The 24,492-nt window shown below is 61.9% G+C and carries 24 protein-coding genes and 1 pseudogene; 5 read left to right on the top strand and 20 right to left on the bottom strand.

Going from position 1 to position 24,492, the window contains the following annotated elements:
• Positions 1 to 26: 26 nt before the first annotated feature.
• Entirely contained in the window at positions 27 to 800 is a 774-nt protein-coding gene (locus ACWGTO_RS07315) for an FkbM family methyltransferase (protein ID WP_454574199.1), read from the bottom strand.
• Between the two features lie 227 nt (positions 801 to 1,027).
• Positions 1,028 to 1,927, bottom strand: coding sequence for a LysR family transcriptional regulator (locus ACWGTO_RS07320; protein ID WP_454574200.1), 900 nt, complete (start codon positions 1,925 to 1,927; stop codon positions 1,028 to 1,030).
• Between the two features lie 129 nt (positions 1,928 to 2,056).
• Here ACWGTO_RS07320 and ACWGTO_RS07325 point away from each other — a divergent pair.
• The 4 genes and pseudogenes from ACWGTO_RS07325 to trmFO all read left to right on the top strand — a co-directional run bounded on the left by ACWGTO_RS07325 (position 2,057) and on the right by trmFO (position 5,757).
• Positions 2,057 to 2,534: pseudogene (locus ACWGTO_RS07325) on the top strand (carboxymuconolactone decarboxylase family protein).
• Positions 2,535 to 2,601: 67 nt separating this feature from the next.
• Complete coding sequence (locus tag ACWGTO_RS07330; protein ID WP_454574201.1) at positions 2,602 to 3,024, top strand: cupin domain-containing protein; 423 nt, start codon at positions 2,602 to 2,604, stop codon at positions 3,022 to 3,024.
• Positions 3,025 to 3,093: 69 nt separating this feature from the next.
• On the top strand, positions 3,094 to 4,122 hold the full coding sequence (locus ACWGTO_RS07335; protein WP_454574377.1) for a mechanosensitive ion channel family protein: 1,029 nt from the start codon (positions 3,094 to 3,096) through the stop codon (positions 4,120 to 4,122).
• Between the two features lie 216 nt (positions 4,123 to 4,338).
• The gene (trmFO, locus tag ACWGTO_RS07340; RefSeq protein ID WP_454574202.1) at positions 4,339 to 5,757 is read left to right on the top strand and encodes a methylenetetrahydrofolate--tRNA-(uracil(54)-C(5))-methyltransferase (FADH(2)-oxidizing) TrmFO; all 1,419 of its coding nucleotides are present in this window, start codon (positions 4,339 to 4,341) and stop codon (positions 5,755 to 5,757) included.
• 4 nt (positions 5,758 to 5,761) lie between these two features.
• Here the strand turns inward: trmFO and ACWGTO_RS07345 are convergent, their stop codons facing one another.
• The 8 genes from ACWGTO_RS07345 to yajC all read right to left on the bottom strand — a co-directional run bounded on the left by ACWGTO_RS07345 (position 5,762) and on the right by yajC (position 13,862).
• Positions 5,762 to 6,712 carry a sterol desaturase family protein gene (locus tag ACWGTO_RS07345; RefSeq protein WP_454574203.1) on the bottom strand — a complete coding sequence of 317 codons (951 nt, stop codon included), beginning with the start codon at positions 6,710 to 6,712 and terminating at the stop codon, positions 5,762 to 5,764.
• Complete coding sequence (locus ACWGTO_RS07350; RefSeq protein ID WP_454574204.1) at positions 6,712 to 7,143, bottom strand: hypothetical protein; 432 nt, start codon at positions 7,141 to 7,143, stop codon at positions 6,712 to 6,714. Before ACWGTO_RS07350 ends, ACWGTO_RS07345 begins: the two co-directional genes overlap by 1 nt.
• Positions 7,144 to 7,224: 81 nt before the next feature.
• On the bottom strand, positions 7,225 to 8,046 hold the full coding sequence (locus ACWGTO_RS07355) for a phytoene/squalene synthase family protein (RefSeq protein WP_454574378.1): 822 nt from the start codon (positions 8,044 to 8,046) through the stop codon (positions 7,225 to 7,227).
• A gap of 25 nt (positions 8,047 to 8,071) precedes the next feature.
• Positions 8,072 to 8,461 (bottom strand): Mth938-like domain-containing protein, encoded by a 390-nt coding sequence (locus ACWGTO_RS07360; protein WP_454574205.1) that lies wholly within the window; start codon positions 8,459 to 8,461, stop codon positions 8,072 to 8,074.
• A gap of 11 nt (positions 8,462 to 8,472) precedes the next feature.
• A complete protein-coding gene (gene secDF, locus ACWGTO_RS07365) occupies positions 8,473 to 11,022 on the bottom strand; it encodes a protein translocase subunit SecDF (protein ID WP_454574206.1) in 2,550 nt (849 codons plus the stop codon).
• 185 nt (positions 11,023 to 11,207) lie between these two features.
• Positions 11,208 to 12,257, bottom strand: a complete 1,050-nt coding sequence (locus ACWGTO_RS07370; protein ID WP_454574207.1) for a SecDF P1 head subdomain-containing protein — start codon at positions 12,255 to 12,257, stop codon at positions 11,208 to 11,210.
• Positions 12,258 to 12,435: 178 nt separating this feature from the next.
• Positions 12,436 to 13,461, bottom strand: coding sequence for a SecDF P1 head subdomain-containing protein (locus ACWGTO_RS07375; RefSeq protein WP_454574208.1), 1,026 nt, complete (start codon positions 13,459 to 13,461; stop codon positions 12,436 to 12,438).
• Positions 13,462 to 13,514: 53 nt separating this feature from the next.
• Positions 13,515 to 13,862: a preprotein translocase subunit YajC gene (gene yajC / locus ACWGTO_RS07380; protein WP_454574209.1), complete on the bottom strand. Its 348-nt coding sequence runs from the start codon at positions 13,860 to 13,862 to the stop codon at positions 13,515 to 13,517.
• A 272-nt stretch (positions 13,863 to 14,134) separates the two neighbouring features.
• Between yajC and ACWGTO_RS07385 the strand changes: the two genes are divergently transcribed.
• Positions 14,135 to 15,010, top strand: coding sequence for an ATP-binding protein (locus ACWGTO_RS07385; protein ID WP_454574210.1), 876 nt, complete (start codon positions 14,135 to 14,137; stop codon positions 15,008 to 15,010).
• A gap of 116 nt (positions 15,011 to 15,126) precedes the next feature.
• On the opposite strand, the gene ACWGTO_RS07390 is transcribed toward ACWGTO_RS07385, so the two are convergent.
• The 10 genes from ACWGTO_RS07390 to nagZ form a co-directional block, all read right to left on the bottom strand.
• Positions 15,127 to 16,626, bottom strand: a complete 1,500-nt coding sequence (locus ACWGTO_RS07390; protein WP_454574211.1) for a peptidoglycan DD-metalloendopeptidase family protein — start codon at positions 16,624 to 16,626, stop codon at positions 15,127 to 15,129.
• A gap of 243 nt (positions 16,627 to 16,869) precedes the next feature.
• A complete protein-coding gene (locus ACWGTO_RS07395) occupies positions 16,870 to 17,523 on the bottom strand; it encodes a protein-L-isoaspartate(D-aspartate) O-methyltransferase (RefSeq protein ID WP_454574212.1) in 654 nt (217 codons plus the stop codon).
• Between the two features lie 26 nt (positions 17,524 to 17,549).
• Positions 17,550 to 18,311 carry a 5'/3'-nucleotidase SurE gene (gene surE / locus ACWGTO_RS07400; protein ID WP_454574213.1) on the bottom strand — a complete coding sequence of 254 codons (762 nt, stop codon included), beginning with the start codon at positions 18,309 to 18,311 and terminating at the stop codon, positions 17,550 to 17,552.
• A complete protein-coding gene (serS, locus tag ACWGTO_RS07405) occupies positions 18,311 to 19,615 on the bottom strand; it encodes a serine--tRNA ligase (RefSeq protein WP_454574214.1) in 1,305 nt (434 codons plus the stop codon). Before serS ends, surE begins: the two co-directional genes overlap by 1 nt.
• 99 nt (positions 19,616 to 19,714) lie before the next feature.
• Positions 19,715 to 20,590 carry a twin-arginine translocase subunit TatC gene (tatC, locus tag ACWGTO_RS07410; RefSeq protein WP_454574215.1) on the bottom strand — a complete coding sequence of 292 codons (876 nt, stop codon included), beginning with the start codon at positions 20,588 to 20,590 and terminating at the stop codon, positions 19,715 to 19,717.
• Entirely contained in the window at positions 20,587 to 21,333 is a 747-nt protein-coding gene (tatB, locus tag ACWGTO_RS07415) for a Sec-independent protein translocase protein TatB (protein ID WP_454574216.1), read from the bottom strand. The genes tatC and tatB overlap by 4 nt, the downstream gene beginning before the upstream one ends.
• Positions 21,334 to 21,418: 85 nt before the next feature.
• Positions 21,419 to 21,640, bottom strand: a complete 222-nt coding sequence (locus ACWGTO_RS07420; protein WP_023667688.1) for a twin-arginine translocase TatA/TatE family subunit — start codon at positions 21,638 to 21,640, stop codon at positions 21,419 to 21,421.
• A gap of 180 nt (positions 21,641 to 21,820) precedes the next feature.
• Positions 21,821 to 22,594 carry an SMC-Scp complex subunit ScpB gene (scpB, locus tag ACWGTO_RS07425; RefSeq protein ID WP_454574217.1) on the bottom strand — a complete coding sequence of 258 codons (774 nt, stop codon included), beginning with the start codon at positions 22,592 to 22,594 and terminating at the stop codon, positions 21,821 to 21,823.
• Positions 22,591 to 23,394, bottom strand: coding sequence for a segregation and condensation protein A (locus ACWGTO_RS07430; RefSeq protein WP_454574379.1), 804 nt, complete (start codon positions 23,392 to 23,394; stop codon positions 22,591 to 22,593). The genes scpB and ACWGTO_RS07430 overlap by 4 nt, the downstream gene beginning before the upstream one ends.
• Positions 23,395 to 23,457: 63 nt before the next feature.
• The gene (gene nagZ / locus ACWGTO_RS07435; protein ID WP_454574218.1) at positions 23,458 to 24,477 is read right to left on the bottom strand and encodes a beta-N-acetylhexosaminidase; all 1,020 of its coding nucleotides are present in this window, start codon (positions 24,475 to 24,477) and stop codon (positions 23,458 to 23,460) included.
• Positions 24,478 to 24,492 lie beyond the last annotated feature (15 nt).

Raw genomic sequence — 24,492 nt, forward strand, 5'->3', positions numbered from 1 at the left:
GCCAGATCGTCGTCGCGTGGCTCTCATCACCTTGGCATCGCCAAAATATTCTCTGTTGTGGGATAGCGCCTATAGCGTTGCCTCACGGCATAGCCATGCTGCTCAGCGAAGGCAGCGAACTCGATTTCATTCCGTTCGTCGACTTCGACGAACAGTCCAGGACGGTCCTTGTCGATTGTCCTCGATAGACCTTTGAGGACCTTTATCTCCATGCCCTCTGTATCAATCTTGATGAAGTCGACGTTCAGGCCCCGCATCAGATCGTCACCTGTTATGAGGTCTATTGTGCCGCCGGAGTTCGCATCAAGCTGCATCTGGCCGAGATTGTGCAGGTTGGCCACCGCTGCCAAGGTCGATGCACTGATCGACGCACTGCCGAGTGCATCCGACAGCCCAACCGGGTAGTTCATGACTTTGTCGCCGAGACCATTCAGCGCGATGTTCAATCGTAGAATACGCTGGGCAGCGGGGTTCGGTTCGACAGCGACAACTTTGGAAGCGCCAAGAAAAAGCGCTGCATAGAGCGTGTGATTGCCCACATTTGCTCCAACGTCGAGAAAAACGCCGCCATTGAAATAATTACCAATAATCCCAAGTTCATCGGGCTCATAGAATCGCTGATGCAAGTGCTCTCGCTGAATTAGATCGCCTTCGTCAAGAATGAAGAAGTTGACCGTGATACCTTTCAGCTTCCACGAAACCAATTTGCCCGGCGTCACACTCCGTTCGTCATATGTTTCATAGCGGATCACATCATAGCCCAGCCCTCGAACCAGACGTCTCGCGATATCTTTGAGCATACCCTCCCCCCGAATGCGCCGGCGTAGAATTTAGCATGACTGCCAAACAAAGCGAATTTCGCCCTTGGGAGTAGGCGGGTGCGTCTTGGCGACCATCACCATACGGCCGATCCCCACCTCTTCCCGAGGATCGGCCCCCCAAAACGACACCCGCCGGACCTCCTCCCCCGGCGGGTGTTGTTGTTTCTGGGCAGGCTTTCAACTGAGCAGGCAGTCGTCCAAGGCGCCTATGCCGCCATCAAAGCATCCTCGCGGACGGACTGGACAAGAAAGTCGAGCACCGTTGTAACCCGTAGCGGTATGTTCTTGCGCGATGGATAGACGACGTTGATCGGCAGCCGCGTCGGTGGGAAATCCGGCATCACCTTGACCAGCCTGCCGGCTTCGATGTCCGGGCCGGCCAGGATATGGGACAGCACTGCAAGCCCGGCCCCGACCAGCCCTGCGCGATGGACAGCCATTGAATTGTTGGCGACCAGTCGGGGCTCAACCCGCATCACCACTTCATCCGCCCCGTCGGAGAACGACCATGACCGGCCGTCGCCGGCGCGGCTGTAACAAATGCAGCGATGATCCTTGATGTCTTGCGGCGCTTGCGGTGGATCCCGTACCTTGAGATAACAGGGCGAGGCCACCAGAAAGGCGGTCGTCCAGCCGATCCGGCGACAGATCAGGCTGCTGTCACTGACCGGCCCGAGGCGTACCTCGAGATCGATGGCATCGGCGACCAGATCTGACGGTTCTTCCCGCAAGATCAGGTCGACGGCAAGGAATGGATGGCTCTCCAGCAGCCCGGTCAGGCGGTCGCCGACAAACAGCCCGAGCGGCGTGGGCAGGCTAAGCCGCACTTTTCCCGACACGGTCGCGCCTTCAGCGCCGCCGGCTTCGCTCAGCGCTTCGACCGCTTCGATGACGCGCAGCGCCATTGGCAGCATCTGTTCACCCTCGACCGTCAGGGCAAATGCGCTCGTCGTGCGATGCAGAAGGCGCGTCTTAAGATGCGCCTCCAGCGCGGAAATCTGCCGGGATACGGCCGGCTGCGTCAGATTGAGGTCGATCGCCGCGGCGGAGAAGGACCTTGCCTGCGCCACCCGCAGGAACGCCCGCAATGCCGATACGACGTCCATCCTTGCCCTCATTCCTTTTCGACATAAGCCTTATGTCCGCATCCTATGTGCGCGGCGCTTTACTGTCCAGATTTTATGGATATTAATTGTCCTTAAGGACATAAAATATCCTCAAAAAGGGGACAAGCAATGACACAGCGCCTGAACGCAGCCAACAATCGCCCGAGCTGTTCAAGAAACTTTCCGACCTCAGCATGGCGGAGGCACAGAGCGCCATCGAGGAGAAAGTCCGCGATCTCGTCCATATCCGGGCATCGCAGATCAATGGCTGCGCCTTCTGCCTCGACATGCATGTCAAGGAAGCAAAGATCCACGGCGAGAGCGAGCTGCGGCTTTACCATGTCGCCGTCTGGCGGGAATCGACCCTTTTCATTCCCCGTGAACGCGCAGCGCTTGCCTGGACCGAAGCCGTCACCAAACTTCCCGAGGGCGGTATTCCGGACGAAATCTATGAGCGTGTGCGCGGGCAGCTGTCGGAAAAGGAAATCTCCGACCTGACCTTCTCGATCATGAACATCAATGCCTGAATCGCCTTATCGTCGCCTTCAAGGCCGTGCCCGGCTCTGCGGACAAGTTCTATGGCCTCGACAAGGCCGGCCTGAATTAACCCCCTCCCTCAGGCATCAATCGGTGCGGCGCCCGGCCGCAAACGGAGATCAAAAAGGAGTTTCGAAATGATCAAGTCAATCGTCGCTGCCCTCATCGCGAGCGCATCACTGGCCGGCCCCGCCTCAGCCGCCGAGACCCGCTCCGGCGAGAAGGCCGCCAAGGTCACGCTCGTCTATGAGCATGAACTGCCGAATGTTCCCGGCAAGAGCATCAAGGGCATCCTGGTCGAATATGGCTCCGGCGGCTACTCGGAGGCGCACACCCATCCAAGCTCGGCCTTCATCTATGCGACGGTTCTGGAAGGCTCCATCCGCAGCCAGGTCAATGACGGCCCGGCCACGATCTACAAGGCCGGAGAGAGCTTTTCGGAGCTGCCGGGCGATCGCCACAGCGTGAGCGAGAACGGCAGCGAGACGGAACCGGCAAAGCTGCTGGCCGTCTTCGTCGTCGATACCGCCCAGAAAGAACTGACTTATCCCGTCAAGTAGGCCGGACAGGGCCGGACGCCGTCTTGGCGTCCGGCCGGGCCAGCAAGCTCAGAGATCCTCTCGGTGTCCATGTTTGGCGATCATCACTTCCTGGCTCTGGTCCTGATCAACGTTCTTGGCCTCGCCGGCATTGTCGTGTGGTATTTCCAGGGTCGTGGGCGTCCGATGGCGCGCCTGATCGTGCCGCTCATGTTCTTCGCCGGCATGACCGCGGTGCTTTGCCTCTACGGTATCCTGCCGTACCGGATGGCGGAGACAGACCTGCAAGGTGTCGCAGCGTTTTTGGCGAGGTCCGCGCGCGTCCTCTGGTGGATGCACCTCGCCTGGACGCTTGTCGGCTTTGTGCGCCTCTACATCGTCCTCGAACACCGGCCGCGAGAAGCGCGCATGCTTCAGGATCTGGTCGTTGCTGTCATCTATCTCGGCGTGACGCTATCGATAACAGGCTTCGTCTTCGGAGCGCCCATCGGAACGCTGACGGCAACGTCGGGCGTGGTTGCGATCATTGGCGGCCTTGCGCTGCAAAACACCCTTGGTGACGCCTTCTCCGGCATCGCGCTGACGCTGGGGCGGCCTTACACTCTCGGTGACTGGATCATGTTGGGCGACGGCACGGAAGGACGCGTCGTCGAAACAAACTGGCGCTCCACGCATCTGCTGACTGCTGCCTACAACATCGTCGTCGTCCCCAACAGTGTGTTGGCGAAGCTCAGCCTGACCAGTGTCAGCTTCCCCGACGCCATGCAGATGATGACCCTGACTGTAAGGATTGCGGCCACGCGCGCACCACACTTCATCGAGGAGGCCATGTCTGCGGTGCTCCGGAACTGCAAACGGATCGTCCAGGAGCCGGCACCGCTCGTCGCGCTCAAGGACATCGATGCCACGGCCATCGGGATTGATCTGTCCTTCTGCGTGGCAAGCCTGACTGACCGCATACCGGCCAGGAATGAAGTGATCGACCTTGTCCACAGCCACTGCGAGGCGAACGGTCTGTCGCTTGCGATGCCGCCGCAAAGTTATGCCGGCATAATGTCCGCGATGAACGGCCTGCCACCGAAGACTGCCACACGTTCGCGTTCATCCGGCGCGCTCTAGCACCCACTCGAAGCTGTTCCTCCAGAGGTCTGCCGGGATCTCCTGCGCCCGGGCAGCGGTGAGGTCGGAAAGCCTGACGCTCCGCGATTTTGCACGCCAGGCCTCGTCGGCTTCCTACATGATGCGCGACATCCGGCGCGGGCGCGGTGGGTTCACAAAGGCCCAAAACCCGCTCGGCAATTGCAATCGCCGAGCCAAGCGATTATTCCGGCGCTCATGAGCAAAGATCCCATCCACATCGTCGGCGGCGGCCTCGCCGGTTCCGAAGCCGCATGGCAGGCAGCGCAGGCTGGCGTGCCGGTGATCCTGCACGAAATGCGCCCGGTGCGCGGCACCGACGCCCACAAGACCGACGGGCTGGCCGAGCTCGTCTGCTCCAATTCCTTCCGCTCCGACGATGCCGACAACAACGCCGTCGGCCTGCTGCACGCCGAAATGCGGCTGGCCGGCTCGCTGATCATGAGCGCCGGCGACGCCAACCAGGTGCCGGCCGGCGGCGCGCTGGCCGTCGACCGTGACGGCTTCTCCGACGCGGTGACGAAGAAGCTCGAAGCGCATCCGCTGATATCAGTCGAGCGTGAGGAAGTGCCCGGCCTGCCGCCGACGGAATGGGATCAGGCGATCATCGCCACCGGCCCGCTGACCGCGCCTTCGCTCGCCCAGTCGATCGCCGAGGCGACCGGCGCCGATGCGCTGGCCTTCTTCGACGCCATCGCCCCGATCATCCATTTCGACACGATCGACATGGACACCTGCTGGTTCCAATCGCGCTACGACAAGGTCGGGCCCGGCGGCACCGGCAAGGACTACATCAACTGCCCGATGGACAAGGAGCAGTACCTTGCCTTCGTGCAGGCGCTGGTCGACGGCCAGAAAACTGAATTCAAGCAATGGGAAGGCACGCCCTATTTCGACGGCTGCCTGCCGATCGAGATCATGGCCGAGCGCGGCGTCGAAACACTGCGCTATGGGCCGATGAAGCCGATGGGGCTGACCAATGCCCACAATCCGACTGTCAAAGCCTATGCCGTCGTGCAGTTGCGCCAGGACAATGCACTGGGCACGCTCTACAACATGGTCGGTTTCCAGACCAAGCTGAAGCACGCCGAACAGGTGCGCGTCTTCCGCACCATACCGGGACTGGAAAACGCCGATTTCGCCCGCCTCGGCGGCCTGCACCGCAACACCTATATCAATTCGCCGACCCTGCTCGACGCCTCGCTGCAGCTAAAATCGCGGCCCGGCCTGCGCTTTGCCGGCCAGATCACCGGCTGCGAGGGTTATGTCGAGAGCGCCGCCATCGGCCTGCTCGCCGGTCGTTTCGCCGCCGCCGAGCGGCTCGGTCATGTGCCCTCGCTGCCACCGCTCACCACCGCCTTCGGCGCCCTGCTCAATCACATAACCGGTGGCCACATCATCTCCGACGACGAGCCGGGCAAACGCTCCTTCCAGCCGATGAACGTCAATTTCGGCCTGTTCCCGCCGGTCGAGGCGCCGAAGATCGAAGGCAAACGCCTGCGCGGCAAGGACAAGACGGTCGCCAAGCGCCACGCCATCACCTCGCGCGCGCGGGCCGATTGCAGGGAGTGGCTGGGATTGCCGGCGCAACCAGAAACTGCCGAAGCCGCAGAGTAAACCCCTACTCGGCCAACTCAGCCCTCGCCATCGGCAACCCCGGCTTGCCCGCCTCCCCCGGATTTCGCCTGACATAGGCCGCCTTCAGCGTCTCCGAAGTCTCGCGCGATCCGTCGTGGCTCCAACCGGGTGGCTTGATCAGGTAGTTGAGCCGGTCGCGCGTCGTCAGCCCCGGCGCGAACGCATCCCTGAACATGCCGATCCATTCGTGAAACGCCACTTTCAGCGGATTGAAGGTGCCGAGATTCTTCACGATGCCATAGCGCGGCCGGTCCTCTTCCAGCTCTTCGACAAAAGTGCCGAACATGCGGTCCCAGATGATCAGCGTACCGGCATAGTTGGCGTCGAGATAGCGCGGATTGGTGGCGTGGTGGACCCGGTGATGCGAAGGCGTGTTGAAGATGAATTCGAACCAGCCCCACATCTTGCCAATCGCCTCGGTGTGGATCCAGAACTGCCAGACCAGATTGAAGCCGAAGGTGAAGGCAATGACCGCCGGATGAAAGCCGAGCAGCACCAACGGCGCCTGCAAAACGAACATGAAAGTGAACAGCCCGGTCCAGCTTTGCCGGAGCGCAGTCGACAGATTGTAGTGCTGGCTGGAATGGTGGTTGACGTGCTCGGCCCACACCCAGCGCACCCGGTGAGCGATGCGGTGGTAGACATAGTAACGCAGATCATCGAGCAGGAAGGCCGCCAGGAACACCCAGACCGACAGGCCGAGATTGAAGAAGCGGAACTGCCACAGCCACAGCAACGCCCAATAGGAGACGACGCCGAGCAATAGGCCGGCAACGACATTGCCGGTGCCCATCATCAGGCTGGTCAGCGTGTCGCGCGTTTCGAACGATCCCTTGGCGCGGCCGGTGCGCACCAGCCAGAGCTCGATCAGGATGGCGGCTACGAAGAACGGGATGGCAAGCTGCGTCACTTGCGGGAAATTGTAGTCGTCCATCACGCCGCCTCCCTGGCAAGATCTGGATTGCGCAGCCCGAGCGTCTCGGCAGCGGCACTGGCGTCGGCTTTGTCGGCAAAGGCGAAACGTCCACCCTTCCAGGTGAAGTCGGCCAGCCTGAGCGAGATCGCGCCGGCTTCGAGGTCGAGAGCCAGGATGTCATGCGGCGTGACGATGCGCGTCAAGAAGCAGTCGCCAACGCTGTGGACGATGCCGCAGCGCCCTTGCCCGAGATCGAGGAAAGCAGTCCTGCCATCCGCCGTCAGGCGCACCGCCGCCACCTTTTCGTCAGGAAAATCATCGGCAAATCGGCTGAGCGCCTGATCGGCGCCGGCAAGCGTCGCAATCTTGCTGCCGCCGGTGAAGTGCACGGCAAGCACCGACAGCGCAATGCCGACTGTGACGAGGGCTACCAGAACGGGCAGGCTCATGAACAGGTGTCTCCTCCGGACCGGCCGCGTCTTCGGCGGCAATTTCAGTCCGACGGAGTCCTAGCACGATTGACGTTTACGTCAAATGGGCGACCAGCCGCGCGTAGCGCGCCTGAACAGCAGCCAGTGCCGGCGCAAGGCCGAGAGCCGTGCTGTGCCCGCTAGCGGTGCGCTACGACCACTCGCCATCTTGCCGAGATAGGCGCTGGTCAGCGCCAGCGACAGAAATGCCGGGCGCAGCGTTTCCGGCAGCGCAGACGCGCCTTGCTCGAAAGCACTGAGATGCTCCTGTGCCAGCGCCGCCATAGCGGCCACCGCCCGAGCAGCACCCGGTCCGCCATCGCCGCTGACAAACTCTGCCGGCGACGAGCCCGCTGCCGCCAGAATATCGGCCGGCACGAAGCATTGGCCGCGCCGGCGATGCAGCGGCAACAAAAGCAGAAGGCCGGTCATCGCCTGGGCGCAGCCGGCCCTGCCCGCCAGTTCGGCAAAACGCGGCGCCTCGACGGGGTCAAGCACCATTGCCGCCAATTGGATCAGCGCCGCCGCCGTCTCGCCGCAATATCCCTCGAGATCGGTACGCGATGGCATCGGATCGTCGTAGAGGTCGAAGATGCGGGCTTCGAGCATGTTGTCGAAAGCAGCTTTCGGCAGCCCATGGCCGGAGATAGTCGCCTTCAACGCGTCGGCAAGCGGGTTGCCGGAGACTGCTGCCTCAGTGGCGATGACGTCGCGCCACCACTGCAGCCGCACTTCGCCCGGCAGCGCCTCATGGATACGATCACGAACCGATGCGATCTCGGCATTGAAGGCGTACAGCGAGAACAAGGCTTCGCGCTTGTCGGCCGGTGCGTAGAGTGCGCTGACATAGCGGTCATGGTCGCCGGCCCGTACCGCCTCCATGACGATGTTGGCGGCGTCGGTCACCTCAGTCGACGGCGATGAGCGCTGCAGCCACGGCGCGGTCTTCGGCAAGTAGCACATTGTAGGTCCGCACCGCCGCTCCTGTCGACATCGGGTCGGAGGCAATGCCGGCCGCTTTCAGGGCCGCCCGAAGTGCTGTCGGCAAGGGCCGCAAATCCTTGCCGGTGCCGACCAGCAGGATCTCGACCTTGCTGGCCTCGGCCAGCAGCAGGTCAAAATCCGCCGCCGTCAGCGCCAGCGGATCGGCCGGTTCCCAGCCATGGATGCCGGAGGGCAGGCACAGAAGCGAGCCGCGATGAGACATGTCGGCGAAGCGGAAACCGCCATTGCCATAGGCCTCGATCGGCGCGCGTCCGGGGAAATGCGCTTCGCGAATGACAATGCCTTTTGCCACCGGGGTGGCCGTCAGGTCGCCACGGCCTTGCCGCCACCAACCGGCTTCTCTTCGTCGGCCGTCGCCTGCGGCCTGAGCCGGAACAGGATCAGGAGCGGAGCGGCAATAAAGATCGACGAATACGTGCCGAAGACGACACCGAACAGCATCGCCATGGTGAACGAGCGGATCACCTCGCCGCCGAACAGCACCAGCGCTAGCAGCGCAAGCGTCGTCGTCACCGAGGTCAGTGTCGTCCTCGACAGCGTCTCGTTGATGGCGTTGTTCAGCAATTGCGGCAGCGGCATCTTCTTGTATTTCCTCAGATCCTCGCGGACGCGGTCGTAGACGACGATCGTATCGTTCAGCGAATAGCCGATGATGGTCAGGATCGCCGCCAGCGACGACTGGTTGAACTCGAGCCCACTGATGACGAAGAACCCCAGCGTCATCACCACATCGTGCACCGTCGCCACGATGGCGCCCACGGCGAACTGCCATTCGAAGCGGAACCAGACATAGACCAGGATACCGATCAGCGCGATCAGCATGGCGAGAGTACCTTGCTTGGCCAGTTCGCCGGAAACCGTCGGCCCCACCACTTCGACGCGACGGAAATCATAGGTATCCTGCAGCTCGCCGCGCACCTTGTCGATGACGGTCTGCTCGGCGTTCTCGCCGCCATCCTGGGTGCCGACGCGGATCAGCACGTCATTGGGGGCGCCGAACTGCTGCACCTGCACCTCGCCGATGTTGAGCTCCGACAGCCGGCTTCTGATATCGCCAAGATTTGCGTCGCCGGACTTGGACTGCACCTCGATGATCGACCCCCCCTTGAAGTCGATGCCGTAGTTGATGCCAAGGGTCAGGAAGCCGACGACCGACAGGATCGACAACGCGCTCGACAACGCGAATGTCCAGCGGCGAATACCCATGAACGGGATTTTCGTGCCCGGCGGGATGAAGGTCACCGGCGCGCGCGGCAATTCCTTCGGACGCGCGCGGCGCAGCCAGATCGACACCAGCAGACGGGTGAAGGTGAAGGCGGTGAACACCGTGGTCAGGATGCCGATCGCATATGTGATGGCAAAACCCTTGACCGGACCAGTGCCGAGATAAAACAGCACCACGGTGGCGATCAGCGACGTCACGTTGGAATCGACGATCGTCGCCAGCGCTTTGGTGAAGCCGGTATCGATCGCCTGGATCACCGAGCGGCCAAGCCGTCGCTCCTCGCGGATGCGCTCATAGATCAGCACGTTGGAATCGACCGCCATACCGATGGTCAGCACGATACCGGCAATACCGGGCAAGGTCAGCGTCGCGCCAAGCAGCGACAAAAGCCCGACGATCATCGCCACATGGACGGCGAGCGCAATATTGGCGAGGAAGCCAAGGAAGCCGTAAGCCACGAACATGAAGGCGACGACGAGGATGGAGCCGATGATGCCGGCGACCTTGCCGGCATGGATCGAATCCTGGCCGAGGCCTGGGCCGACGGTGCGTTCTTCGATCACGGTGAGCTTTGCCGGCAACGCGCCGGCGCGCAGCAGCACCGCGAGGTCGTTGGCGCTTTCGGCGGTGAAATTGCCTGATATCTGGCCGCTGCCGCCGAGGATCGGTTCGCGGATCACCGGCGCCGAAATCACTTGGTTGTCGAGGATGATGGCGAATGGCTTGCCGACATTCTGCTGCGTCGCCTGGCCGAACCGGGTCGCGCCGCGCGAATTGAAGGTGAACGAAACCACCGGCTCGTTGGTCTGCGAGTTGTAGGTTGCCGTCGCCTTGGCCAGATCCTCGCCCGAAACGATGACCCGGTTCTCGACCAGATACGGAACAGGCGGATCGTCCTGCGAATAAAGCACCGACGAGCCTGCCGGCGGACGGCCATTCAGCGCATCCTGCACCGACATCGACGTATCGACCATCTGGAAGGTCATTTTGGCGGTCTGGCCGATGATCTCCTTCAGCCTTTGCGGATCCTGCAGGCCCGGCACCTGGACGAGCACACGGTCGTCGCCCTGCCGCTGCACGATCGGCTCGGTGGTGCCGAGTTCGTTGACGCGACGCTCGACGACTTCGATCGACTGCGCCAGTGCGGCCGAGGTGCGGTATTTGATGCCGGCGTCGGTGACGGTGAATTTGAGCAGGCCGACTTCGGAATCGTCCAGCGACATTTCCTGGATGGAACCGCCGGTGAACAGGCCGGCGGCAACAGGAGCCGTCAGCGGCTGCAGCGCCGTCTTGGCGGCATCGATCTGGGCCGGGTCGGTGATGCGCACCTGCACGGTCCTGCCGGTGCCGCCGAGGCCGGTGTAGCCCACCTTGGCATCGCGCAGCAGCGTGCGAATCTCGTCGCGGGTCGTCTCCAGCTGCGCCTTGACCAGATCGTTCTGGTCCATCTGCAAGAGGATGTGCGAACCGCCCTGCAAGTCGAGACCGAGCGTCATCTGCCGCTTCGGCACCCAGCTGGGCAGCTGGGCCAATGTGCTGGCCGGGAAGAGATTGGGCGCGGCAAGGATGAACGTGGCGGCCACGGCCAGCCAGATCAGGATCATCTTCACGCGCGAAAAATAAAGCATATGGCGTTGTCCGTCAGGGCGTACCGGCGGATCGTTCCGCCGACAATTCGGTTATTTCTTGGCGTTCTGGTTCGCCGCTGGCTCGCCCTTAACCTGCACATCGTCGATTGTCGAGCGCGACAAGGTCAATTTGGCGCTGCCGCCGGATCGGTTTCCGCGGCAATTGGTTGAAGTCCGGCCCTATTCTAATTCTGAACGCCGCCCGGCGCTATCGTGCGTACCTCGACTATATTGAGCTTTGCCGGCATCGGACCCGAACGCAGAAGCAGGGTTAGATCGTTCGCGCCCTCCTTGGTGAAGTTGCCCGATATCTGACCGGAGCCGCCAAGGATAGGTTCGCGGATAATGGGCGCCGAAATCACGTGATCGTCGAGGATTATTGCAAAGGGCCTACCGACATTCTGCGAAGTCGCCTGGGCAAAACGCGTCTTGCCCTTGGAGTCGAAGGTGAACGATACAACCGGCTCATTCATAGCCGAGCTGTAGGTTGCCTGAGCATTGACGATGCTTTCGCCGGAAACAATGACGCGGTTTTCGACAAGATATGGGACCGGCGGATCATCCTGCGAATAAAGCACCGAAGAGCCTGCCGGCGGGCGGGCATTGATGGCGTCCTGTACCGACATCGTCGTATCGACCATCTGGAAGGTCAAATTGCCGGGCTTCCCAAGAATGTCGGTAAGCCGAGCTGGCGTCTGTAAGCCCGGCACCTGAACCAGGATTCGGTCACCGTCTTGCGGCTTCAAGATCGGTTCAACGCCGATGCCGTCGCTGACCCGGCGTTTGACAACTTCCATCGATTGCGCCAACGCCATCGACGTCCGCAGCTTCACGCCCTCATCCGTCAGCGTGAGCCTGAGCAGTCCTGGTTCCGGCTCATCAAGCAGCATCTCCTTGACCGGATTATCCCCGGCGACCGGATCGGTGAATATCTTCAGGGCCGCCTTAGCGGCATCGACTTGTGCTGGATCTCTAATCTCGAGATGTGCCTCGCGGCCCGACTGACCAAGCCCCTTGTAACCAACCCGAGCGTCGCGCAGCAGCGTGCGAATGTCGGCAAGCACCGTCACGAGACGAGACTTGATCAGCTCGTCCTTGTCCACCTCGAGCAGCAACTGCGAACCGCCCAGCTGCTCAAAGCTCGCGTGCCGCTTGGGCATCCAGGCAAGAAGATCATCGAGTGTGCCGTCCGGCTTCAGGGAGCGCGCGCCGAACAGCACGCCGAACACCACCACGATCGCAACCGCCAGCCAGATCAGGATCTTCGTAAGGCGCGAAAACTGCATATGGCGTTTGCCCGTTGCTGGTCGACAGGAAGGCCGAGATCGGTTGTCTGGTGCCTGCTTCTTGGCATTCTGGTTTGCCGCTGGCTTACCTTTTGGTCAGCACATTTGTGGTTGCGGCACAAGGTAGTCACCTTGGTGCTGCCATCGGGCTTTCTTCAACAATTGTCAATTTTGCAGGCAAGGGGCCGGCATTCAATAGGGTGACGAGATCGTTGGCGGTCTGAATGGTAAAATTGCCCGATATTTGCACCAAGCCGTCAAGTATAGGTTCGCGAACCGTCGCCGCGGAAATCACTTGGTTGTCGAGGACGATAGCGAACGACTTGCCGACATTCTGCGATGTCGCTTGGGCAAAACGCGCCGTACCTTTGAGATCAAGACGAAATATCACGATCGGTTGATTGTTTTGCAAAACTGCTTTTGCAACCAACAAATCTTCGTTCGAAACGATTATCCGGTGTTCAACCAGATACGGGACGGGTGGTTCGTCCTGCGAATAAAGGACCAACGAGCCCGCAGGCGGACGACCATTCAGCGCGTCTTGCACAGGCATCGACATATCAACCATCTGGAGACTTAGCATGCCAGTGCGCGCCACAATTCCCTTAAGTCTCGTCGAGTCCAGCCCGCTGGGTACTTGAACCAGAAGCTCACCGTCGCCTTGTTGCCGAACAATCCCCTCGGCAGTACTAGATTCGCTGTCGCTTAGCCCTCGAACACGGCGTTCGATGACTTTTGTTGACTCCCCCAGAGCCGCCGACGTCCAATATTTTATTCCGGAATCGGTCAAAGTAAACTTGAGCAACCCTGGTTCGGGCTCGTCTAGTGTTGTTTCCTGGATCGAATCGTTGGTGACCACTGGGTCAGTCAGGGTTTTCAATGCTGCCTTGGCAGGGTCGATTAGACCGGACTCGGTGACATGCACCTGGACGGCCGGCCCCACGATAGCAAGGCCGGAATAGCCAATTCTGGCATCGCGCAGCAGCGTTCGGATTTTGTCACGAGTTACGTCCAGCCGCCTACTGACTACATCGGCCGTGTCCAATTGAAGCAATAGGCCTGAACCAGCAGCTTGAAGGCTGGATGCGTCAGCCAACACTGTGGCCACTGCAAGCCAGATCAGGAGTATTTTCAGGCGCGCAAAATGGACCATATGCCGTCGTTCGTCAGAGCGCTGCCCGCAGATCCTCAAACCTTGGACGGTGCTTACTTCTTCGCGTTCTGATTCGCCACCGGCTCGCCCTTGACCCGCACATCGGCAATCGTCGAGCGCAGCGCCGTCACCTTGGTGCCGCCGCCGAGGTCGATCTCAAGCTCATGGTCGTCGATCACCTTGGTCACCTTGCCGACAAAACCGCCGCCGGTGATGACCGTGTCGCCCCGGCGAATTGCCGAGATCATCTCCTGGCGCTTCTTCAGCTGAGCACGCTGCGGCCGGATGATGAGGAAATACATGATCACAAAGATCAGCACGAACGGGAGTATCATGCCGATATCCCCGAACGGACCAAGCGGAGTTCCGGTGGCTTGGGCGTATGCCGGTGTGACGAACATCAAGAACTCCTGGTTACGAAGAAGGCCATAAGGCGGCCTCGCCAAATTTGGCCGGAATATAGTGGGTAAAGTTGCCAATGCAACTGGACGGCCCGGCTTTCGGCTGCTTTTCCGGCCGGTTGACCCGTGTTAGAGCATGCTCCCGGACAGCGGGCGTGGTTTTCGCAAAAGATCATGCTCAAACAAAAGCTTGGAACCGTTTCTATCTCGCCCGGATCAGGACGATTTCCGCCCCCGCGCACGTTCGTGCAGAACAAACAAAAGACCGAGACATGACCGACAGCACCATCGAGACCCTGAACGAAAAGCTCGACCGCCTGATCGAGGCGGTCACCCGCCTCGCCCCGCCAGCAGTGCCGCAGACCGATCTTGCCGTGGCCGACTGCTTCGTCTGGCAGGCCGATCCCAGCTATCTTGAGCCGGTGCGCAAGGTCAACCGCGTCGACATCGGCCTGATCCGCGGCGTCGATCGCGTGCGCGACATTCTGGTCGAAAACACCGAGCGCTTCGCCGCCGGTCACGCCGCCAACAATGTGTTGTTGTGGGGCGCGCGCGGCATGGGCAAATCCTCGCTGGTCAAGGCCGTGCATGCCGAGATTAATGCCAAAGCCAAATCCGACCTGCCGCTCAAACTGATCGAGATCCACCGCGAGGACATCGATACGCTGCCCAGGCTGATGGGCCAGTTGAAGGCGGCGCCCTTCCGCTTCATCCTGTTTTGCGACGATCTCTCATTCGACCATGACGACACGTCCTACAAGTCGCTGAAGGCAGCTCTCGAAGGCGGCGTCGAGGGCCGCCCGGCCAACGTCATCTTCTATGCGACGTCGAACCGCCGGCACCTGTTGCCGCGCGACATGATCGACAATGAGCGCTCGACCGCCATCAATCCGTCCGAGGCGGTCGAGGAAAAGGTTTCCCTGTCCGATCGTTTCGGCTTGTGGCTCGGCTTCCACAAATGTTCGCAGGACGAATACCTTGACATGGTCAATGGCTATTCCAGCCATCACGGGCTCACCATCGACCCGGAACAGCTGCGCGCCGAAGCGCTGGAATGGGCGACAACGCGCGGCAGCCGCTCGGGCCGCGTCGCCTGGCAGTTCACCCAGGATCTCGCCGGCCGCCTCGGCAAGCCGCTCAACGACTGACGTCGATCCGGCAAAGCTGAAAAAGCCCGCCCCTTTTCGGAGCGGGCTGAGCCGGCGGGCCGGACTGGAGGTCAGACGGCCTGCATCTTTTATTGTTCTATTCGAGATAGCCCGCTCTATTCTAGGTAACCAGACGGATCGACCGGGGCCGAGTTCTTGCGCACTTCGAAGTGCAGTTTCGGCGAGTCGGTGGTCCCGCTCATGCCCGACAGCGCGATTTCCTGGCCGCGTTTGACCTTCTGGCCGCGCTGAACCTCAATCGAACTGGCGTGGCCGTAGACTGTGACCAGGCCGTTTTCGTGGCGCACCAGCACCGTGTTGCCGAATTCCTTGAGGCCGTCGCCGGCATAGATGACCACGCCGTTCTCGGCCGCCTTGACCGGCGTCCCCTCTGGCACGGCGATGTCGACACCGTCCTTGCCGCCGCCAAAACTGGAGATCACACGGCCGCGCACCGGCCAGCGCATCTTGCCGATGCCGGTGGCGTCCGGCGCGACAGCGTCGTCGTCCTCGGCCTGCTGGATGACCTTGGCGTCCTTCTTCGGCGGCGTGTAGGTGGCGAGCGTCTCCGTCGGCTTTGCCGCCGGCTGGGTGGTGGCCGTCGTCACCGGATCGACCTTGGCCGGCTTGGCGGCCGCAACAGTCGCGGTCCCGCCGGCCGGGACCTTCAGCGTCTGGCCGATCTTGAGCAACCCGTCCTTCATGCCGTTGGCCTGCTTGAGCGCCACGACGCCGACGCCGGTCTTCCTGGCGATGGAGGACATCGTGTCGCCTGACTGGACCGTATAGGTGCCGGCACTCGGCGCGGCCGCAGCCGTCGGCGCTGGCTTGTCGGTCTTCGGCTTGTTCGCGGCCGCCGAAGCGTCCACCTGCGCCGCGGATTTGCTGTCCTTGAGTTTCGGCTGCTGCGGCAGCACGGCGACCTTCTCCGGCGCCGGCGCCTTGGGGCTGTTCGCCGGCTTGCCGTCGGCTAGTTTCGGTTCGGTACCCTTGCTCGAATAGGCATAGGCCGGGATGACCAGCTTCTGGCCGGTCTTCAATCCTTTGGTGGCGCTTAAGCCGTTGACCTTCATGATCACGTCGGCCGGCACGTGATAGTGCTGGGCGATGCCGGAAATGGTCTCCCCATCCCTGACCACGATCTCGGTCGCATGCGGCGTGCCGGCAACAGCCGGTCTTGTCGCATCGGACTCACCAGCATTCTTGAACGGCCTTGCCGGCTGAACGGTGCCGGTGGTCGTCCGGTCGACATGCGGTGCGGGCGCAAGCGCCGGCGCGGAAGCGGTGCGCATCGGGGCCGCCGTCGGCTGGCTCGGCGGCGGCAGCTCCTGGACGGTGACCGGCTCCAGGCTGGAACGGCTGACCGACTGGCTATGGCTGCCATCGACGGGCGCGGCGGCGATCGGTGCGGGCGCCACATCGCCCGGATAGGGCTGCGCAGTGCTCTGCTTGTCGATAATGGCGCGCTGATTGTTGGTCGAAGAGGTGAAGACATCGTCGACACCATTGAACCGCGAAGCCTGGGAGCTACATCCCGCCGCCACTCCGGCTAGCATGAGAACGGCGCAACCCCGCGACAGAGTACGCCCGTTTGCCTTCAAAACACTGAATTGCATCGCACTAACCCGCACAGACCCGGTACACACTGGTCATGATTAAAGCGCGTTAATGTTACTGGCGGGTTAACCCCATAGAATCAGACGCAAATTTTCTTAAAACATTTTCTATGGCGCTTTCACCGACGTCGTCATCCCTGGGTGAAGCAGGCGCAGAGCGCCGTCGCGAAGACCCTGGGATCCATGCCATGACTGTTGCCGTGGAGTGCAGCGGTGCAGAATTCTGCGCGCGAGGCGCGCGGATCAGATGACCGCCGCGACGCTGCGCAGGATTGGCTGCAGGCGCACTGTGCCGATATCCTCGCGCTCGAAACGGCTGCCGACCTTGGTCAGCTTGGCAAGCACCTGCTCGCCCTCTTCCGGCCCGATCGGCGCAATGACGATGCCGCCGCTCGACAACTGGTCGAGCAGGAAGCGCGGCAGGCTGTCGAAAGCCGCCCAGGCGACGATGCGATCGAACGGCCCTTCATTGGCGAGCCCGTTGGAACCGTCGGCCTGGCGCACGATGACATTGCCGATGCCGAGCGCCTCGAAGCGTTGCCTCGCCTGCTCGGCCAGCGTCTTGTAGCGGTCGATGCTGACGATGCGCGCCGCCAGCCGCGACATTACCGCCGCCGTGTAGCCCGAACCGGTGCCGATTTCGAGCACTCGGTTGCCCGACTCTATTGCCAAGGCGGCAATCACCGCCGCCTGCAGGTCGGCGCCCTCGATCGCCTCACCGCACTCGATCGGCAGCATGCCGTCCGACCAGGCGATGGAATGGTACTGTCCGTTGAGGAAGCCGCGCCGCGGCGTCGCCTCGAAGGCCGCGATCAGTGCCTTCGGCACCGCGCCGCCACCACGCAGGCGCAGCAGGAAAGCGGCAAAACCCTCGCGGTCGTCGAGCGGCAAGTTCATGCAAAAACCTTGTTCATGCCAAAGCCTTAATCAGACAGAGCCTTGGTCAATTGGTCACGGATTTCATGCGCGGTGAGGTCGAGCTGCAGCGGCGTTACCGACACCAGCCGGTTGCGCAAAGCGTGGAGATCGGTGCCTTGCTTGCCCTCGACCGGCTCGCGGCCGAAGCGCAGCCAGTAGTAAGGCAGGCCGCGCCCATCGCGGCGCTCGTCGACCCACAGGCTGTGCACCAGCTTGCCTTGCGAGGTGACGACCGTGCCGGCTACCTCGTCAGGCAGGCAGTTCGGAAAATTGACGTTGAGCAGCACGCCGTCCGGCAGCGGCATGGCCACGAGCTTCTTCAGCAGTGCCGGCGCCAGCGTCTCGGTGGTCTCGTAGGGGACAACACGGTCCTCGCCGACATAGGAATAGCCCTGGCTGAGCGCGATCGAGCGGATGCCGAGCAGCGCGCCTTCCATGGCGCCGGCGACCGTACCGGAATAGGTGACGTCGTCGGCGATGTTGGCGCCGGAATTGACGCCCGACAGGATCAGGTCAGGAGCGCCGGGCAGGATCTTCTTGACGCCCATGATGACGCAGTCGGTCGGCGTGCCGCGCACGGCATAATGTTTTTCGCCGATCTTCCTCAGGCGCAGCGGCTCCGAGATCGACAACGAATGCGCGTATCCGGACTGGTCCTGCTCCGGCGCCACCACCCAGGCATCGTCCGACAGCGTGCGGGCGATGCGTTCGAGCGACGCCAGGCCCTCGGCATGGATGCCGTCATCATTGGTCAGAAGAATGCGCATTATTTCGATTCGATCTTCGCCAGACCGCCCATATAAGGCCGCAGCACTTCAGGAATGGTTACGCTGCCATCCTCATTCTGGTAGTTTTCGATGACAGCTATGAGAGCGCGGCCGACGGCGGTACCCGAACCGTTGAGTGTATGGACGAAGCGGTTGCCCTTGCCGTCCTTGTCCTTGTAGCGGGCATCCATGCGCCGGGCCTGGAAATCGCCGCACACCGAACAGGACGAGATCTCGCGGTAGGCATTCTGGCCGGGCAGCCAGACCTCGATGTCGTAGGTCTTGCGCGCGCCAAACCCCATGTCGCCGGTGCACAGCACCATGGTGCGGAACGGCAGCTCCAGCCGCTTCAGCACCTCTTCCGCGCATTGCGTCATCCGCTCATGCTCGGCGAGCGAAGACTCCTGGTCGGTGATCGATACCAGCTCGACTTTGTAGAACTGGTGCTGGCGCAGCATGCCGCGTGTGTCACGCCCGGCCGAACCCGCTTCCGAGCGGAAGCAGGGCGTCAACGCAGTATAGCGCAGTGGCAGTTTTTCATGCGCCGTGATTTCCTCGCGCACAAGATTGGTGAGCGGCACTTCGGCAGTGGGGATCAGACCCAGCCGGCCATCGCCATGCGGCGTGAAGAACAGATCGTCCTCGAATTTCGGCAGCTGGTTGGTGCCGAACAGGACTTCGTCCTTGACCATCAGTGGCGGGATGATTTCCTCATAGCCGTGCTCGGTCGTGTGCAAATCGAGCATGAACTGGCCGATGGCACGCTCCATCCGCGCCAGCCCGCTCTTCAGCACAGTGAAGCGCGAGCCCGACAGCTTTGCCGCACGCTCGAAATCCATCATGCCGAGCGCTTCACCGATTTCGAAATGCTCCTTCACCCAGTTCGGCCGCGTCGGCGCCTTGCCGATAATGTGTTTGACGACATTGTCGTGCTCGTCTTTGCCGACCGGGACATCGTCGAGCGGGACATTGGGCAGCACCGCAAGCGCGTCGTTCAGCGCCTTGTCGAGCTCGCGTTCGCGCGCCTCGCCATTCTGGATGAAGGTCTTGATGTCACCGACTTCGGCCTTGAGCTTCTCGGCGAGTGCCGCGTCGCCCGAGCGCATGGCGTTGCCAATCTCCTTGGAGGCGGCGTTGCGGCGCTCCTGCTTGGTCTGCAGTTCGGTGACGTGCTCGCGCCGCGCTTCGTCCTTCTTGATCAACTCGTCGACCGTGGACTGCGCCTCGTCAGCCGACCACGAGCGCTTGGCCAGCGCCTCGACAAGGGCCTTCGGGTTGTCGCGAATCCATTTGATGTCAAGCATGGTTGGTCCGTCCTCAGGTAAGGTCTGAGGGGGTAAACCGCATCCTTGATCGATGCAAGACGGCGACTGTCGCGTTTTTCCGCTAGCGAAAGCGCCGGCCTAGGAAGGAGCCTGCGTTGAGGACGCCTTCGCTGCTTTTTCGGCCACCGCTTCGGCAGCTTCCTGCTTTTCGCGCGCCAGCTTCTGCTTGACCTGGTCGCGCTCGATGAACCGAGCCGCCCAAATCGAAACCTCGTAAAGCAGGATGGTCGGGATAGCCAAGCCGATCTGGCTCATCGGATCCGGCGGCGTCAGCACGGCCGCGACGACGAAGGCGATGACGATCGCCCATTTGCGCTTTTCGGCCAGCGCCTTCGACGACAGCATGCCGACGCGCGTCATCAGGCTGGTCACCACCGGCAGCTGGAACACTAGGCCGAAGGAGAAGATCAGCGTCATGATCAGGCTGAGATATTCCGACACTTTAGGCAGCAGCGAAATCTGCACCTGGTCGTCGGTGCCGGCCTGTTGCATGGCGAGGAAGAACCACATCACCATCGGCGTGAAGAAGAAATAGACCAGCGACGCGCCCATCAGGAACAGGATCGGAGAGGCGATCAGGAACGGCAGGAAGGCGTTGCGTTCGTTCTTATAGAGGCCGGGCGCGATGAATTTGTAGATCTGCGTGGCGATCAGCGGAAAGGCGATGACCATGCCGCCGAACATGGCGAGCTTGACCTGCGTGAAGAAGAATTCCTGCGGCGCCGTATAGATCAGCTCGACCTTGTGCGGATCGAGCCCTGCCCATTGCGTCGCCCATTTGAAGGGGATGACCAAAAGGTTGAACAGCTTTTTGGCAAAGAAGAAGCAGACGAGGAAAGCGACGAAGAAGCCGCCGATCGACCAGATCAGCCGCCGCCGCAGTTCGATCAGATGCTCCATCAGCGGAGCCGACGACTTTTCGATCTCGTCCTTTTCGCTGTCCGTAATGCTCACTTGGCGGCTCCCGCCGTCTTCCTGGCTGCCGGCTTTTTGGCTGGGGCAGGCTGCGGGTCAGCCCTTGTAGTCGCCTTTGGTGCAGCAACTGATTTGGCGGCCTTCGCCGGCGCCACCTTGGCGGTCGCTGCTGACGGCTTGGCCGAAGATTTGGCGGCAGGTGTAGCCTTTGCCGGTGCTGCCTTGGATGCCGCCATCGTGGTTGCCGGCGCCTTGGCTTGCCTGGCCGTCGCTGCCGTCTTTGCAGGCGCTTTTTGGGGCGTTGCTGTTGCAACAGCCGGCGTGACCACGGACTCGTCGGTCATGGCCGGAAAGATCGGCACAGCCGGCGCTATATCCGGTCCGTTGACACCGGGCATCACCGTCGCGCCGTTCTTGAGCGGCTCGGCTGCCTGCGGGGTCTCTGCCGCCGGCGTTGAGGGATCGACCGCCGGCTTCGGCTTCATCACCGCATCGACGCCGGAGCGCACGTCGGCTGCCGCCTGTTCGAATGGATTGATCTGCTTGCGGATCTCGGCCGCCGGATTGAGGCTCCTGAGCGTATCGACCGACTTCTTGACGTCGTCGAGTTCGGCTTCCTTCAGCGCCTCGTTGAACTGTTTCTGGAAATCGGAGGCCATCGCGCGCAGCTTCGCCGTCGTGCGGCCGAAGGTGCGCAGCATATTTGGCAAATCCTTTGGCCCGACGACCACGATCATGACGATCGCGATCACCAGCATTTCGGTCCAGCCGACTTCAAACATGGCAATCAGTTCCGACTAGTGCTTGTCGCCCAAAGTGCGAAGCGGTTTTGGGACAACGACCTGCACAAAAGCAACAACCTTGGGCTCAGCTCTTGCTGGCCTTTTCCTTCACTGCCGAAACGGTCTCGTCGGGACGGTGCTCGACGGTGCGCTTGTCATCGGCGGTATCGTCGTCGGCCATGCCCTTCTTGAAGCTCTTGATGCCCTTGGCCATGTCGCCCATCAGCTCGGGAATCTTGCCGCGGCCGAACACCAGCAGCACGATCACCAGCACGATCATCCAGTGCCAAATCGAAAATGAACCCATTGTAACTCTCTCTCGAATGTTTTCCCTGGCGATGATCTATGCGTTTTCGCGTTGGGATTCAAACACAACAGCGACAAAGTTTATGAAGGCGCGGCTTATGTCACGCATTTTCGGCAAGGCTGCCCGCTACCAATCGGCGCATCTACATCCGCAATGCAGCTTTTTGACAGCGGTTTGCGGTCAATCTTCCGTGACGCGCGGCGTCAGCAGGCCGAGTTCCTCGAGGTCGATGTCGGTCAGCGCATCCTCGTCCTCGGTCAGCGCATCCGGATCGGCCGGCGGTAGCGGGATGGCGAAATTCGACGGCATGCGGCCGGAAAGCAGCCCCGCTCCCTTCAACTCGTCCATGCCGGGAAGATCACGGATCTCCTCGAGCGCGAAATGGTCGAGGAAAGTGTCCGTCGTGCCGTAGGTGACCGGACGGCCGGGCGTGCGGCGGCGGCCGCGCATCCGCACCCATTCCGTTTCGAGCAGCATGTCGAGCGTGCCCTTCGAGGTCTCGACGCCTCTGATGTCCTCGATCTCGGCGCGCGTCACCGGCTGGTGGTAGGCGATGATCGCCAGCACTTCGAGCGCCGCGCGGGAAAGCTTGCGCTGCTGGACCGTATCGCGGCTCATCAGGAAGGCGAGATCGCCGGCCGTGCGGAATGCCCAGGCGTCGCCGACCCGCAGCAGATTGACTCCGCGCCGCGCATAGATCTGCTGCAGCTCGGCCATGGCAGCGGCTATGTTGATGCCATCAGGCAGTCTGGCTGCGAGCTGCTTTTCGCTGACCGGTTCGGCGCTGGCGAATACGATCGCCTCGGCCATGCGCACGGCTTCCGCCATATGCAGCCGTTCGCCAGGATTCATGGGCGAGTTCTGGGTCTCAGTCGGGTCCTGGGCGATAATGCCCTCCTCCGTCTCTTCTTCGACCTTGAACGGGATGACCGAAGCGTTGGCGCGTTCGCTCATGATGCCACCTCGACTGCTTTGATTGCCGGCTCCCGGTGGTCGCGCAGATAGATCGGCGCAAACGCCTGGTCCTGCCGCACATCGATCTGCCGCTCGCGCACCATTTCCAGTGTTGCGGCGAACGAGCTGGCGATGGCCGTGCGGCGTTCTTCCGGACTGGTCATATAGGCGATCAGGAAGCTGTCGAGCGCCGTCCAGTCGCGCAGCGACCCGATCAGCCGGGCCAGGATGTCGCGCGCGTCCTTGAGCGACCAGACGCCGCGCCTGGCGATCGTCACATTGGTGATCGCCTGTTTCTGGCGCTGCTGCACATAGGCGGTGAGCAGATCGTAGAGCGAGGCAGAATAGGCGTTGCGCTTTTCGACGATGACCATTTCCGGCATGCCGCGCGCAAACACGTCGCGGCCGAGCCGGTTGCGGTTGACCAACCTTGCCGAAGCGTCGCGCATGGCTTCCAGGCGCTTCAGCCGGAACTGCAGCACCGCCGCCAGTTCCTCGCCGCTTTCGCCCTCTTCGCCGGGCTGTTTCGGGATCAAAAGCTTCGACTTGAGGAAGGCCAGCCACGCCGCCATCACCAGATAGTCGGCGGCAAGCTCGAGCCTCAGCGCCCTCGCCGTCTCGACAAAGGTCAGATATTGCTCGACCAGCGCCAGGATGGAAATGCGCGCCAGGTCGACCTTTTGGGTGCGGGCAAGGTGCAGCAGAAGGTCAAGCGGACCTTCGAAGCCGGCGACATCGACAACCAGCGACGGATCGCCCGTGACGCGTGAATCGTCGTTCTCGGCCCACAGACGGTCCATCGGTGCGGCCTTCGCAGCCTTGCTGTCCAATGTTTCCGCCACTTACTTCTGCTTCCTCTTGGTCTAGGCCACCGCGTCGAAATAGGTGGCAAACTCGGCGCGTATTTCGATTTCGTCGGCCCGGTCGCGATCCCTTATATAGGTCAGCGCCCGCCTGGCGCGTTCGAGCGACGTTCCTTCAAGTCCCGTGGTTCGCGATGCGATGCCCGCCATCTCTTCGAAAACGCCATTGCAGTGAAGGACCAGATCGCAGCCCGCCGCAAGGATCGAGGCCGCCTTTGTCGGGAAATCCCCAGAAAGTGCCTTCATCGAGGTGTCGTCGCTCATCAACAGCCCGTCGAAGCCGATCTCGCGGCGGATGATCTCGTCGATGACCTTGCCCGACGTGGTCGCCGGGTTGTTCGGATCGATGGCGCTGTAGACGACATGCGCCGTCATCGCCATCGGCAGATGGCTAAGCTCCCGGAACGGGGCGAAATCATGCCGCTGCAGCTCGCTCAGCGAGGCATCGACGACAGGCAGTTCGAAATGCGTGTCGGCAAAGGCGCGTCCATGACCCGGAATGTGCTTCATCACCGGCAGCACGCCGCCCGACATCAGCCCTTCCGCCGCCGCGCGGCCGAGTTCGATGACTGGGCGCGGCTCCTTGGCGTAGGCGCGCGCGCCGATGACATCGCTGGCGCCCTCGATCGGCACATCCAGCACCGGCAGGCAGTCGGCTGAGATCCCGTAGCGCAAAAGGTCGAAGGCATGCAGCCGCGCCATCAGCCAGGCGGCGCGTGTGCCGGCGTCGTGATCTTTGCGCCATAGTGCGCCGAGCGCGCCGCCGGCAGGATAGTTCGGCGCCAGCGGCGGCCGCAGGCGCTGCACCCGCCCGCCTTCCTGGTCGATGAACACCAGCGCGTCGGGGCGCCCGATACAGTCGCGCATCTCGGCAACCAGATCGCGGATCTGCTCGGTTTCGCCGATGTTGCGCGCAAACAGGATGAAGCCCCACGGGCATTCATTGCGATAGAAACGGATTTCGTCGCGGGTGAGCGATTTCCCGGCACAGCCGAGGATCATGGATTTTGATTCGGTCATTCCCTGAGTTTAGGG

Source organism: Mesorhizobium sp. PL10, from assembly GCF_053714315.1.

What these genes read in the sequence shown, in the direction of transcription:
- ACWGTO_RS07315 (WP_454574199.1), bottom strand. Translation starts at nt 800, where the DNA reads ATGCTCAAAGATATCGCGAGACGTCTGGTTCGAGGGCTGGGCTATGAT.
- ACWGTO_RS07320 (WP_454574200.1), bottom strand. Translation starts at nt 1,927, where the DNA reads ATGGACGTCGTATCGGCATTGCGGGCGTTCCTGCGGGTGGCGCAGGCA.
- ACWGTO_RS07330 (WP_454574201.1), top strand. Translation starts at nt 2,602, where the DNA reads ATGATCAAGTCAATCGTCGCTGCCCTCATCGCGAGCGCATCACTGGCC.
- ACWGTO_RS07335 (WP_454574377.1), top strand. Translation starts at nt 3,094, where the DNA reads ATGTTTGGCGATCATCACTTCCTGGCTCTGGTCCTGATCAACGTTCTT.
- trmFO (WP_454574202.1), top strand. Translation starts at nt 4,339, where the DNA reads ATGAGCAAAGATCCCATCCACATCGTCGGCGGCGGCCTCGCCGGTTCC.
- ACWGTO_RS07345 (WP_454574203.1), bottom strand. Translation starts at nt 6,712, where the DNA reads ATGGACGACTACAATTTCCCGCAAGTGACGCAGCTTGCCATCCCGTTC.
- ACWGTO_RS07350 (WP_454574204.1), bottom strand. Translation starts at nt 7,143, where the DNA reads ATGAGCCTGCCCGTTCTGGTAGCCCTCGTCACAGTCGGCATTGCGCTG.
- ACWGTO_RS07355 (WP_454574378.1), bottom strand. Translation starts at nt 8,046, where the DNA reads ATGGAGGCGGTACGGGCCGGCGACCATGACCGCTATGTCAGCGCACTC.
- secDF (WP_454574206.1), bottom strand. Translation starts at nt 11,022, where the DNA reads ATGCTTTATTTTTCGCGCGTGAAGATGATCCTGATCTGGCTGGCCGTG.
- ACWGTO_RS07375 (WP_454574208.1), bottom strand. Translation starts at nt 13,461, where the DNA reads ATGGTCCATTTTGCGCGCCTGAAAATACTCCTGATCTGGCTTGCAGTG.
- yajC (WP_454574209.1), bottom strand. Translation starts at nt 13,862, where the DNA reads ATGTTCGTCACACCGGCATACGCCCAAGCCACCGGAACTCCGCTTGGT.
- ACWGTO_RS07385 (WP_454574210.1), top strand. Translation starts at nt 14,135, where the DNA reads ATGACCGACAGCACCATCGAGACCCTGAACGAAAAGCTCGACCGCCTG.
- ACWGTO_RS07390 (WP_454574211.1), bottom strand. Translation starts at nt 16,626, where the DNA reads ATGCAATTCAGTGTTTTGAAGGCAAACGGGCGTACTCTGTCGCGGGGT.
- ACWGTO_RS07395 (WP_454574212.1), bottom strand. Translation starts at nt 17,523, where the DNA reads ATGAACTTGCCGCTCGACGACCGCGAGGGTTTTGCCGCTTTCCTGCTG.
- surE (WP_454574213.1), bottom strand. Translation starts at nt 18,311, where the DNA reads ATGCGCATTCTTCTGACCAATGATGACGGCATCCATGCCGAGGGCCTG.
- serS (WP_454574214.1), bottom strand. Translation starts at nt 19,615, where the DNA reads ATGCTTGACATCAAATGGATTCGCGACAACCCGAAGGCCCTTGTCGAG.
- tatB (WP_454574216.1), bottom strand. Translation starts at nt 21,333, where the DNA reads ATGTTTGAAGTCGGCTGGACCGAAATGCTGGTGATCGCGATCGTCATG.
- ACWGTO_RS07420 (WP_023667688.1), bottom strand. Translation starts at nt 21,640, where the DNA reads ATGGGTTCATTTTCGATTTGGCACTGGATGATCGTGCTGGTGATCGTG.
- scpB (WP_454574217.1), bottom strand. Translation starts at nt 22,594, where the DNA reads ATGAGCGAACGCGCCAACGCTTCGGTCATCCCGTTCAAGGTCGAAGAA.
- ACWGTO_RS07430 (WP_454574379.1), bottom strand. Translation starts at nt 23,394, where the DNA reads ATGGACCGTCTGTGGGCCGAGAACGACGATTCACGCGTCACGGGCGAT.
- nagZ (WP_454574218.1), bottom strand. Translation starts at nt 24,477, where the DNA reads ATGACCGAATCAAAATCCATGATCCTCGGCTGTGCCGGGAAATCGCTC.